The sequence below is a fragment of the Agromyces albus genome, from assembly GCF_004134825.1.
In the GTDB taxonomy this organism is placed as follows: domain Bacteria; phylum Actinomycetota; class Actinomycetes; order Actinomycetales; family Microbacteriaceae; genus Agromyces; species Agromyces albus.
Genome location: NZ_SDPN01000022.1, coordinates 21,552 through 33,983, shown reverse-complemented (window position 1 = coordinate 33,983; position 12,432 = coordinate 21,552). Strand labels below are relative to the sequence as shown.

The following is a 12,432-nucleotide window of genomic DNA, read 5'->3' as shown; positions in this document are numbered from 1 at the left end:
CCGGCGTGAGAGCTCCGGGCGGCCACACTCGCTCACGGCAGTGCGCCGAGCTGGTCGGAGAGCTGGTCGAGGATGTTCTGGATCGTGGTGTCGACGTCTTGCTCGCCGTTGAGGTACTTGACCGTCTCGTCGCGCACGGGGTCACCCTCGGTGGTGACGCCGAGCACCTCGTACGCGAGATCGTTCTTCTTGATCTTCGCGGCGATCGGGTCGGAGGCGGCGATCTCCTCGTTGTAGAGCTCGAAGTCCTCGGCGTTGCTCGAGTAGGTGACCTCGAGGCCGTCGATCACCGGGAGGAAGCCTGATGTCTCGGCCAGCTCGCGGTAGTTCTCGGGCTCGTACAGCCACTCGACGAAGGCGAGCGCTGCATCCTCCTGGCCGCTGCCCTCGAAGACGACGATGTTCGCGGCGTTGCCGTAGTTCGTCGAACGGACGGGCTGCTTCGGCATGCGCACGGACTCCCACTCGAAGTCGGCGATGTTGACCGCGAAGTCGGCGATCTGCCACGACCCCGACATGTACGCCACGACGTCGCCGCTCTTGAAGAGGCCGTTCGGATCGCCGTCGGACAACCAGACCGACCGGGGCATGAACGAGTCGTCGTTGAGTGAGGCGAAGTACTCCAGCGCCTCCTTGGTGGCGCCGTTCGTCTCGAACTGTCCGTCCTCGTCCGGCTGGAAGTAGTCAGACCCGAATTCGTAGAGGAACGCCTTGAGGCGGTGGGACGAACGGTCCATGACCATTCCATACGTCGCACCGGTGTTCGCCTGGACCTGCTTCACGGCGGCGACGTACTCGTCCCAGGTCCAGATGTCGTCGGGGCTCGTCGGGTAGGCGACGCCAGCCTGGTCGAAGAGCGTCTTGTTGATGAAGAGGCCGACCGCCGTGATGTCGGTGGGCACCGAGAGCACCTTGCCGTCCTCGTCGACGGCGGCGAGGTCGGTGCGGATGTCGCTGCCCTCGGTGACGCTCGCGAGATCTACCGTCAGGTCCTTCCACACCGGGTCGATGCCTCCGACGCGGGCGAGGGCCGGCAGGTCGTTCGCCTGCGCGGCGTTCTTGAGCTTCGTGGGCAGATCCTCGTTGGCGATGTCGACGATCTCGACCTCGACGCCGGTCTCCTCCTCGTAGAGCTCCGCCATGTGGGCGAAGCCGCCGCCCTGGTTCGCGTCGCCGGAGAGGAAGAACTGCAGCGGTTCATCCGGGGCCTCTTCCTCGGCAGCCGGGCCGCCGGCGCAGGCCGTCATGAGCGCGAGCGTCGCTGCTGCCGCGAGGACGCCCACCGCACCGCTGCGCCGTCTCTGTTGGGATCGCATCATTGCCTCCTTCGTGATCGCTCGTCCCTGAGCGTCCATGTGATTCTCGCCGTCGCTGTGCGCACCGGCAGTTCGGGAAAACGCTTTCAGGTTGGCTCATACTTTGTCAAGATAAACTTACAAAGTCCGGACAAATGTCCACCACGGCACGGTTGCGGCCGGGGGTGCAGCGTCCTTTGGCGGACGCGATCGTGCTCGGTTGCCGCCCGCGCCCGGATTCCGTTAGGATGGATCGTCACTCGTGTGACATCCCTGTCCGCATGCCCATCGCGGAACCAACAACACGCTCTACCTCTGCGACGGGCCCGATATTGTCCAATACGGAGCATTCACTACATGACAACCGCAACGACCAAGGCACCCAAGCAGGTCGCGATCAACGACATCGGATCTGCTGACGATTTCCTCGCCGCGGTCGAGAAGACTTTGAAGTTCTTCAACGACGGCGACCTCATCGAGGGTACCGTCGTGAAGATCGACCGCGACGAGGTGCTCCTCGACGTCGGATACAAGACCGAGGGTGTGATCCCCTCCCGTGAGCTTTCCATCAAGCACGACGTCGATCCCACGGAGGTCGTCAACGTCGGCGACACCGTCGAGGCGCTCGTCCTTCAGAAGGAAGACAAAGAAGGCCGCCTCATCCTGTCGAAGAAGCGCGCTCAGTACGAGCGTGCGTGGGGCGACGTGGAGAAGATCAAGGAAGCCGATGGCGTCGTGACCGGTTCGGTCATCGAGGTCGTCAAGGGCGGCCTGATCGTCGACATCGGCCTTCGCGGCTTCCTCCCGGCCTCGCTCATCGAGCTGCGCCGCGTGCGCGACCTCACGCCGTACCTCGGCCAGGAGATCGAAGCCAAGATCCTCGAACTCGACAAGAACCGCAACAACGTCGTGCTCTCGCGCCGTGCGCTCCTCGAGCAGACGCAGTCGGAGTCGCGTTCGACGTTCCTCGCGAACCTGCACCCGGGCCAGATCCGCAAGGGCGTCATCTCCTCGATCGTCAACTTCGGCGCGTTCGTCGACCTCGGCGGGGTCGACGGCCTCGTGCACGTCTCCGAGCTGTCGTGGAAGCACATCGAGCACGCCAGCGAGGTCGTCGAGGTCGGCCAGGAGGTCACCGTCGAGGTGCTCTCCGTCGAGCTCGACCGCGAGCGCGTCTCGCTCTCGCTCAAGGCGACGCAGGAGGACCCGTGGCAGGTCTTCGCCCGTACCCACGCGATCGGTCAGGTCGCGCCGGGCAAGGTCACGAAGCTCGTGCCGTTCGGTGCGTTCGTTCGCGTGGCCGACGGCATCGAAGGTCTCGTCCACATCTCCGAGCTCTCCGGCAAGCACGTCGAGCTCGCAGAGCAGGTCGTGTCCGTCGGTGAAGAGGTCTTCGTCAAGGTCATCGACATCGATCTCGAGCGTCGCCGCATCTCGCTGAGCCTCAAGCAGGCCAACGAGGGTGTCGACCCCGAGGGCACCGAGTTCGACCCGGCCCTCTACGGCATGCTCACCGAGTACGACGAGCAGGGCAACTACAAGTACCCCGAGGGCTTCGACCCCGAGACCAACGAGTGGCGCGAGGGCTTCGAAACCCAGCGCGAGAAGTGGGAGCAGGACTACGCTGCCGCCCAGGCTCGTTGGGAGGCGCACAAGAAGCAGGTCGCGCAGGCGAACACCGTCGCGGCCACCGACGAGACGTTCGCCGGTGCTGCTTCGTACTCGAGCGATGCCGCCGGCGCGGGAACCCTCGCCGACGACGCGTCGCTCGCAGCGCTTCGCGAGAAGCTCTCGAGCAACAACTAGTCGTTCGCGACGAACGGAAGGCCGGTCCCCTCGGGGGCCGGCCTTCCGCCGTTTCAGGCAGCGGTCTGCGGATGTCGCGAGCGCCGGTTCCGCCGGCGGCGCACGAGCACGACCACCATGGTCACGATGAGCACGATGCCGACCACGACGAGCAGCGGGGCGAGGAGGGCCGCGAAGGCGAGGGCGAAGCTGCCGACGTCCTCCGCGGCACTTGCGACGGGCGCGCCGACGCCCGCGGTCGCGGTATTGATGACCGGGCGAGCGACCGCCTTGGCGAGGTGGACGAGGAGCGCGAGCACGACGCCGATCGCCACGGGCACCCAGTCCTGTGAGGCGACGAAGGCCTCGGGATCGGTCACTGCGGACGTCGTGGCGCTCACTCCCGAGCCGAACGCGAGCCCGCCCGCCGTGGGCCTCACGATGGTCTGCACGATGTCGTTCACGGAGTCGAAGCCCGGGATCTTGTCGGCGATGAACTCGACGACGAGGAGCACGACGAGGATCGCGAGCACCCACTCGTTCGAGAGCCACGCCCAGCCGGGCGGCAGGTCGATGAGCCCCGTGAAGCGGTCGAGTGCGCCGATGACCACGAGGGGTATCCACGCGTTCAGACCGGCCGCGAGTGCGAGCCCTGTTCCGGTCAGCAACTCGAGCATGCGCGCCCCTTCTCGGTCTTCGCGTCGAGTGTCGCACGATTAGAGTGGATGCGTGTATCTGATCGGTCTCACAGGCGGAATCGCCTCTGGAAAGTCCACCGTCGCGAGAAGGCTCTACGAGCACGGAGCAGTGCATATCGATGCCGACGACCTCGCGCGTCGCGTCGTGGAGCCGGGCAAGCCGGCGCTCGCGGCGATCGCCGAGGAGTTCGGCCCCGGCGTCCTCCGCCACGACGGCTCGCTCGATCGGGCGAAGCTCGGTGAGCTCGTGTTCGGCGACGAGGAGGCCCGGGCCCGGCTCAACGCCATCGTGCATCCTGCGGTGCGGGAGCTGTCGAGCCGGCTGATCGCGAAGGCGGAGCAGGAAGACCCCGACGCGGTCGTCGTGTACGACGTGCCGCTGCTCGTCGAGGCATCCGTCGATCACCCCTTCGATCTCGTGGTCGTCACAAGTGCACCGCGCCGCACGCAGGTCAAGCGCCTCGTCGAGGAGCGCGGGTTCGATCCGATCCAGGCGGAGGCGCGTGTCGACGCGCAGGCCGACAATGCCGCGCGGTTGGCGATCGCCGACGTCGTCATCGACACCGACGGCACGCTCGCGCACACCATGAGCCAGACCGACGCCCTCTGGCATCGCATCGAGGAGGAGCAGGCCGGCCGCAGTGTCGGCGGGCGATCCTAGACTGGGGAGCATGCAGGCCACCCGATCCGTTCGTCCGTTCGAGGTCGTCAGCGACTATCGCCCGAGCGGCGACCAGCCCGCTGCGATCGCCGAACTCGCGGGGCGCATCAACGCGGGTGAGACCGATGTCGTGCTGCTCGGCGCGACCGGCACCGGCAAGTCCGCGACCACTGCCTGGCTCATCGAGCAGGTGCAGCGGCCAACACTCGTGCTCGCGCACAACAAGACGCTCGCCGCACAGCTCGCCACCGAGTTCCGCGAGCTCATGCCCAACAACGCCATCGAGTACTTCGTCTCGTACTACGACTACTACCAGCCTGAGGCCTACGTGCCGCAGACCGACACCTTCATCGAGAAGGACTCGTCGATCAACGCCGAGGTCGAGCGGTTGCGTCACTCGACGACGAATTCCCTGCTCAGCCGGCGCGACGTCGTCGTGGTCTCGAGCGTCTCGTGCATCTACGGACTCGGTACGCCCGAGGAGTACCTCGGCGCCATGATGCCGTTGACGGTCGGCCAACGCGTCGATCGCGACTGGCTGATCCGCAAGTTCGTCTCGATGCAGTACCAGCGCAACGACGTCGACTTCTCGAGGGGCAACTTCCGGGTGCGCGGCGACACGATCGAGATCATCCCGATCTACGAAGAGCTCGCGATCCGCATCGAGATGTTCGGCGACGAGATCGAGGCGCTCTACAGCCTGCATCCGCTCACGGGCGAGGTGGTGGCCAAGCTCGATGCCGTGCCGGTCTTCCCCGGTTCGCACTACGTCGCGAGCACCGACGTGATGCAGCGTGCGATCGGCACGATTCGCCTCGAGCTCGAGGAGCGCCTCGCCGAGCTCGAGCGCGAGGGCAAGCTCCTCGAGGCGCAACGCCTTCGCATGCGCACGACGTTCGATCTCGAGATGATGGAGCAGATCGGGTTCTGCTCGGGCATCGAGAACTACTCGCGGCACATCGACGGCCGGGCCGCCGGTGAGGCGCCGCACTGCCTGCTCGACTACTTCCCCGACGATTTCCTCGTCGTCATCGACGAGTCGCACGTGACCGTGCCGCAGATCGGCGCGATGTACGAAGGAGACTCGTCACGCAAGCGCACCCTCGTGGAGCACGGCTTCCGGTTGCCGAGCGCGCTCGACAACCGGCCGCTGAAGTGGGACGAGTTCAAGGCGCGTGTCGGGCAGACGGTCTACCTCTCGGCGACCCCCGGCCGATACGAAATGGGCATCGCCGACGGGATCGTCGAGCAGATCATCCGCCCGACCGGGCTCGTCGACCCACAGATCGTCGTGAAGCCGTCGAAGGGTCAGATCGACGATCTGCTCGAGGAGATCCGGCTTCGCGCCGGCCGCGACGAGCGAGTGCTCGTCACGACGCTCACGAAGAAGATGGCCGAAGAGCTCACCGACTTCCTCACCGAGGCGGGGGTCCGCGTGCGATACCTGCACTCCGACGTCGACACCCTGCGCCGGGTCGAGCTGCTCACCGAGCTCCGTGCGGGTGTCTACGACGTGCTCGTCGGCATCAACCTGCTGCGCGAGGGGCTCGACCTGCCCGAGGTCTCGCTCGTCGCGATCCTCGATGCCGACAAGGAAGGGTTCCTCCGCTCGTCGACGTCGCTCATCCAGACGATCGGTCGCGCGGCTCGAAACGTCTCCGGCGAAGTCCACATGTACGCCGACGTGCTCACCGACTCGATGAAGTCCGCGATCGACGAGACCACTCGCCGCCGCGACCGGCAGCTCGAGTACAACCGCGCCAACGGCATCGATCCGCAACCTCTGCGCAAGCGCATCGCCGACATCACGCAAGTGCTCGCTCGCGAAGAGGCCGACACCGCGGCGCTCCTCGCCGGTCGTGACGCGAAGCGCAAGGCTCCCGTGCCGAACCTCCGTCGTGAGGGCATCGCGGCGGCAGGGGCCAACGACCTCGAAGAGCTCATCCGCGACCTCAACGAGCAGATGCTCCAGGCTGCGGGTGAACTGAAATTCGAGCTCGCCGCACGGTTGCGCGACGAGGTCTCCGACCTGAAGCGCGAGCTTCGCCAGATGGAGAAGGCCGGGCACCTCGGCTGACCGATCCGCAGAAGCCGCGCGGTCGATCGATCGCGGGCGCGGCGGGCGATCAAAGAATCGAACGTATGTTCGCTGACAGCACGCGCTCTCCGGGTGGGGGTGTCAGTGGGCTTCTCTAGACTCATAAGGTGCCAGTCTCACGTCTCGATGCCCATTCGCACCTGAGTGTTCGCGGTGCCCGCGTGCACAATCTGCAGAATGTCGATGTGGAGATCCCGCGCGACGCGATGGTCGTCTTCACCGGGCTGTCGGGGTCCGGCAAGTCGTCGCTCGCCTTCGACACGATCTTCGCCGAAGGGCAGCGCCGGTACGTCGAGTCGTTGTCGGCCTATGCACGCCAGTTCCTCGGCCAGGTCGACCGCCCCGACGTCGACTTCATCGAGGGCTTGAGCCCGGCTGTGTCGATCGACCAGAAGTCGACCAACCGAAACCCGCGGTCGACCGTCGGCACGATCACCGAGATCTACGACTACATGCGGCTGCTCTGGGCCCGTATCGGCGTGCCGCACTGTCCGGAGTGCGGCGAGCGCATCCAGCGGCAGACGGTACAGCAGATCGCCGATCAGCTCATGGAACTGGCAGAGGGCACGCGCTTCCAGATCGTCAGCCCCGTCGTCTCGCAGAAGAAGGGCGAGTTCGTCGATCTCTTCCGCGAGCTCGCGGCACAGGGCTACTCGCGCGCGGTCGTCGACGGCGACGTGATCCGGCTCTCCGAGCCGCCCACGCTGAAGAAGCAGGTCAAGCACGACATCTCGGTCGTGATCGACCGGCTCGTAGCCGGTCCCGACGTGATCGGCCGCCTCACCGATTCGCTCGAGACGGCCTTGCGCCTCACCGATGGGCTCGTGCAGGTGAACTTCGTCGACGAGACCGGTCCCGCCGCCTGGAGCACCTTCTCCGAGAAGCTCTCATGCCCCAACCAACATCCCATCCAGCTCACCGAGATCGAACCGCGCACGTTCTCCTTCAACGCGCCGTTCGGCGCCTGCCCCGAATGCTCGGGCCTCGGCACACGCATGTCGGTCGACGAGTCGCTCCTGCTCGGCGATCCCACGCTCAGCATCTCCGAGGGCGTCATCCTGCCGTGGACCTCACAGGGCAAGAGCCTGTACAACTACTACGAGAAGCTGCTCGACGGCCTCTCCCGTGACCTCGGGTTCTCACTCGCCACCCCGTGGGAGGAACTCGCCGACGACGCACGCGCCGCGGTGCTCCGGGGCGACAACTTCGAGGTCAAGGTGCGCTGGCGCAACCGCTACGGCCGCGAGATGAGCTACAGCTCCGGTTTCGAGGGCGTGGTGCCCTACATCGAGCGCCAGTACCTCCAGGCCGAGACCGATGCGCAGCGCGCACGCTGGTCCGAGTACCTTCGCGAAGTGCCCTGCCAGGTGTGCGACGGCAAACGGCTGAAGCCCGAGGTGCTCTCGGTACTCGTGCACGACATGAGCATCGCCGACGCGTGCCTCCTGAGCCTCACCGACGCCCGTGCCTTCATGGACCGCCTCGACCTGACGCAGCGCGAGCAGACCATCGCGGCCCAAGTGCTCCGCGAGATCAAGCTGCGCCTCGACTTCCTCATCCGGGTCGGGCTCAGCTACCTCGACCTCGCTCGGGCCGCCGGCACGCTCTCGGGCGGAGAGGCCCAGCGTATCCGGCTCGCCACCCAGATCGGATCAGGCCTGACCGGTGTGCTCTACGTGCTCGACGAGCCGAGCATCGGACTCCACCAGCGCGACAACCGCCGGCTCATCGACACGCTCATCGCACTGCGCGACCTCGGCAACACCCTCATCGTCGTCGAGCACGACGAAGACACCATCCGCACGGCCGACTGGATCGTCGACATCGGACCGGGCGCGGGAGTGAACGGCGGCACGGTCGTGCACTCGGGCAGCTATGCCGACCTGGTGAAGAACACGCGCTCGCTTACCGGTGATTACCTCTCGGGCCGCAAGGAGATCCCCATCCCCTCGCACCGCCGCCCGATCGATCCCGAGCGGATGATCCACGTGCAGGGCGCGGAGGCGAACAACCTCCGTGGTGTCGACGTCGAGTTCCCGCTCGGCACGTTCACCGCCGTCACCGGGGTGAGCGGTTCCGGCAAGTCATCGCTCGTGAACGACATCCTCTATCGTGTGCTCGCAAACCGCTTGAACGGTGCCCGCAAGGTGCCCGGCAAGCACCGCCGCGTGACCGGCCTCGATCAGCTCGACAAGGTGGTGCACGTCGACCAGGCACCGATCGGTCGCACGCCGCGCTCCAACCCCGCCACGTACACCGGGGTCTTCGACCGGATCCGCACCCTCTTCTCCGAGACGAACGAGGCGAAGGCTCGCGGCTACCTTCCCGGCCGCTTCAGCTTCAACGTCAAGGGCGGCCGATGCGAGGCGTGCTCGGGCGACGGCACGATCAAGATCGAGATGAACTTCCTGCCCGACGTCTATGTCGCGTGCGAGGTCTGCGGCGGCAAGCGCTACAACCGCGAGACGCTGCAGGTGCACTACAAGAGCAAGAACATCGCCGAGGTGCTCGAGATGCCCATCAGCGAGGCGGCGGAGTTCTTCGAGCCGATCTCGGCGATCCACCGCTACCTGAAGACGCTCGTCGACGTCGGTCTCGGCTACGTGCAACTCGGCCAGAGCGCCACGACCCTCTCGGGCGGCGAGGCGCAGCGCGTCAAGCTCGCGACCGAGCTCCAGCGACGTTCGAACGGCCGAAGCGTGTACGTGCTCGACGAGCCCACCACGGGCCTGCACTTCGAAGACGTGCAGAAGCTGCTCAAGGTGCTCGGCAAGCTCGTCGAGAAGGGCAACACCGTCATCGTCATCGAGCACAGCCTCGACGTCATCAAGTCGGCCGACTGGATCATCGATCTCGGGCCTGAGGGAGGCTCCGGCGGAGGGCAGGTCGTGGCCACGGGCACGCCCGAGCAGGTCGCGGAGGTCCACGACAGCCACACCGGGTATTTCCTGCGTGAGATCTTCGGAGCGGCATCCGTCCGCGCCGAGGTCGCCAGCTGAGGCGATGAACGAGACCGTCGCGTACCGCCCGAGGGTGGGGGAGATCCCGACCGCTCCGGGCGTCTACCGTTTCCGAGACGCCGATCGGCGCGTGCTCTACGTCGGCAAGGCGAAGAATCTCCGGGCGCGGCTGTCGAACTACTTCGCGCCGTTGCGGAGCCTGCACGAGCGCACGCGCCGCATGGTCACCACTGCGACATCCGTGGAATGGACGGTGGTCGCGAACGACGTCGAGGCGCTGCAACTCGAGATCACGCTCATCAACGAGTTCAGCCCGCCGTTCAACGTGCGATTCAAAGACGACAAGTCCTACCCCTACCTCGTCGTGACCCTCGCCGACGAGGCGCCGCGGGCAATGGTGTCGCGTCGCCGCGGCATCCCCGGTGCACGGTACTTCGGGCCGTACCCGAAGGTCTGGGCGGTCAACGAGACGCTCGAGGTGCTGCTCAAGCTCTTCCCGATCCGCACCTGTAAAGACTCCGACTACAAGCGCGCCATGGCGAGCGGCCGGCCGTGCTTCGCAGGCCAGATCGGGCGCTGCTTCGGGCCGTGCTCGAGGCTCGTCACGATCGAGGAGCACCGCGAGAACGTCGACCGATTCGTCGCGTTCATGCAGAATCAAGACCGGCGCATCATCGGCGAGCTGACGCAGCAGATGAAGGCGGCGGCGGCCGCCCAAGACTATGAGACTGCGGCGCGTCGGCGCGACCAGCTTCAGGCCGCCGAGTCCTTCTTCGAGAAGAGTGCGGTGGTGCTCGGCGAGTCGGTCGACATCGACGTGTTCGGCATCGACCACGATGAGCTCTCCGCGGCGGTGCAGCTCTTCATCGTGCGCGGTGGTCGGGTACGCGGTGTCCGCTCCTGGACCGTCGACAAGGAGCTCGACGTTCCGCTCGGCGAACTCGTCGACTCGGTCGTGCAGAACGCCTACGCCGACGACATCCGTCCACCGGGCGAAGTCGTCGTGCCCGAACTGCCCGACGACGCCGCCGCGCTCGAGACGTGGCTCGCAACGCTCGCGGGTCGCAAGGTGCGGCTCCGGGCCGCCCAGCGCGGCGACAAGGCGGCGCTGCTCCAAACCGCGACCCAGAACGCGAAGCAGTCCCTGATGCTCTACAAGACGCGTCGGAGCGCCGACTTCACCACGCGGTCCCGCGCGCTCGAAGACATCCAGGAGGCGCTGGGCATGGCCGACGCGCCGCTGCGAATCGAGTGCTTCGACGTCTCGCATCTCAGTGGCACGAACATCGTCGCGTCGATGGTCGTGTTCGAAGACGGGCTGCCGCGCAAAGACGAGTACCGCCGATTCACCATCCCGCAGTCGAGCGACGACACCGATTCGATCCACCAGGTGCTCACGAGACGGCTCGCCTACCTCTCGCAGCCCGGGTCGAACGGCGAGGTCGGCGACGTCGGCGCTGCGGGCCTCGAAGGGCCGGATGCAGCGACGGATGCCGCCGCAGCATTCGGATCTCGCAAGAAATTCGCCTATCGCCCCAACCTCCTCGTCGTCGATGGAGGCCAGCCGCAGGTCGAGGCCGCGGCGCGGGCAATCGCCGAGTCGGGGGTCGAGGGCATCGCGCTCTGCGGCATCGCGAAGCGGCTCGAGGAGATCTGGACTCCCGATGCCGACTTCCCCGTGATCCTGCCGCGCAACAGCGACGCACTCTTCCTCTTCCAGCGTGTTCGCGACGAGGCGCACCGGTTCGCCATCACGCATCAGCGGCAACGTCGCAAGCGCGACATCGGCTCGGTGCTCTCCGAGATCCCGGGTCTCGGTCCGTCGCGCGTGAAGCAACTCCTGCGTCACTTCGGCTCGGTCACGCGACTTCGTGCCGCGACCGAACTCGAGATCGCAGAGGTGAGCGGCATCGGGCCGGTGCTCGCGGCGACGGTGCATCGTCAGCTGCGCGCTGACGGCGTGTCGGCGCCCCGGTAGGCTGGGGTGTCGACACGCGGAAGGGGACCTCGAGACGATGGCAGCTGAGGCCGTGCAGCAAGAGATGCTCATCGTCACCGGGATGTCCGGTGCGGGCCGGTCGACCGTCGGCAACGCTCTCGAAGACCTGGGCTGGTATGTCGTCGACAACCTGCCTCCGCAGATGCTCCGCCCGCTCGTCGAGCTCGTCGAACGCGCCGGCGCCTCGTTGCCCCGCATCGCGGCGGTCGTCGACATCCGCGGCGGCGACTTCTTCTCGGAACTCCGCGAGATCATCCAGGCGCTGCGCACGGGCGTGAATGTGCGCGTCGTCTTTCTCGACGCGACCGACACGGTGCTCGTGCGCCGCTTCGAATCGGTGCGGCGACCGCACCCGCTGCAGGGCTCGGGCACGCTGCTCGACGGCATCGGCGACGAACGTGCGCGTCTCGCCGAGCTTCGAGAGGCGAGCGACATGGTCATCGATACCACCGACCTCAACATCCACCAGCTCGCGAATCTCATCACCGAGACCTTCGCCGAAGAGGGTCAAGCCGGACTCCGGGTGACCATGCTGAGCTTCGGGTTCAAGTACGGCGTGCCCTCCGACGCCGATCTCGTGGCCGATGCCAGGTTCCTGCCGAACCCGTTCTGGGTTCCCGAGCTGCGCCATCTCTCCGGTGAAGACAGCGCGGTGTCGGAATTCGTGCTGGAGCAAGCAGGCGCGCGCGAGTTCATCGACGCGTATGCCAAGGCACTGGAGCCGGTCCTCGCGGGCTACCAGCGTGAGAACAAGCGGCACGCGACGATCGCCATCGGATGCACCGGCGGCAAGCACCGCTCGGTCGCCATCATCCGAGAGCTCCGCAAGCGAATCGAGAAGATGCCAGGGGTCGCCGTGAGTGTCAAGGATCGCGACCTCGGCCGCGAGTGACCCGGCGCGGAATGACATTCGAACGAGGCGCGACCACAAGATGA

At 66.4% G+C, this 12,432-nt stretch carries 8 protein-coding genes; 6 read left to right on the top strand and 2 right to left on the bottom strand.

The features are described 5' to 3' along the window. Positions 1-32: 32 nt before the first annotated feature. Positions 33-1,316 (bottom strand): extracellular solute-binding protein, encoded by a 1,284-nt coding sequence (locus tag ESP51_RS12380; RefSeq protein ID WP_164990504.1) that lies wholly within the window; start codon positions 1,314-1,316, stop codon positions 33-35. 336 nt (positions 1,317-1,652) lie between these two features. Between ESP51_RS12380 and rpsA the strand changes: the two genes are divergently transcribed. Beyond that, a complete protein-coding gene (gene rpsA, locus ESP51_RS12375) occupies positions 1,653-3,101 on the top strand; it encodes a 30S ribosomal protein S1 (RefSeq protein ID WP_129521207.1) in 1,449 nt (482 codons plus the stop codon). Between the two features lie 53 nt (positions 3,102-3,154). On the opposite strand, the gene ESP51_RS12370 is transcribed toward rpsA, so the two are convergent. Continuing rightward, positions 3,155-3,757, bottom strand: coding sequence for a DUF4126 domain-containing protein (locus ESP51_RS12370; RefSeq protein WP_129521206.1), 603 nt, complete (start codon positions 3,755-3,757; stop codon positions 3,155-3,157). Between the two features lie 52 nt (positions 3,758-3,809). Here ESP51_RS12370 and coaE point away from each other — a divergent pair, with 52 nt between their 5' ends. The 5 genes from coaE to rapZ all read left to right on the top strand — a co-directional run bounded on the left by coaE (position 3,810) and on the right by rapZ (position 12,388). Then, positions 3,810-4,439, top strand: a complete 630-nt coding sequence (coaE, locus tag ESP51_RS12365) for a dephospho-CoA kinase (RefSeq protein WP_129521205.1) — start codon at positions 3,810-3,812, stop codon at positions 4,437-4,439. 10 nt (positions 4,440-4,449) lie between these two features. Further along, positions 4,450-6,516 carry an excinuclease ABC subunit UvrB gene (gene uvrB, locus ESP51_RS12360; protein ID WP_129521204.1) on the top strand — a complete coding sequence of 689 codons (2,067 nt, stop codon included), beginning with the start codon at positions 4,450-4,452 and terminating at the stop codon, positions 6,514-6,516. Between the two features lie 128 nt (positions 6,517-6,644). Then, a complete protein-coding gene (gene uvrA / locus ESP51_RS12355) occupies positions 6,645-9,536 on the top strand; it encodes an excinuclease ABC subunit UvrA (RefSeq protein WP_129521203.1) in 2,892 nt (963 codons plus the stop codon). 4 nt (positions 9,537-9,540) lie between these two features. Next, the gene (uvrC, locus tag ESP51_RS12350) at positions 9,541-11,475 is read left to right on the top strand and encodes an excinuclease ABC subunit UvrC (RefSeq protein ID WP_129521202.1); all 1,935 of its coding nucleotides are present in this window, start codon (positions 9,541-9,543) and stop codon (positions 11,473-11,475) included. 37 nt (positions 11,476-11,512) lie between these two features. Then, positions 11,513-12,388 (top strand): RNase adapter RapZ, encoded by an 876-nt coding sequence (rapZ, locus tag ESP51_RS12345; RefSeq protein WP_129521201.1) that lies wholly within the window; start codon positions 11,513-11,515, stop codon positions 12,386-12,388. The last annotated feature ends 44 nt before the right edge of the window (positions 12,389-12,432 follow it).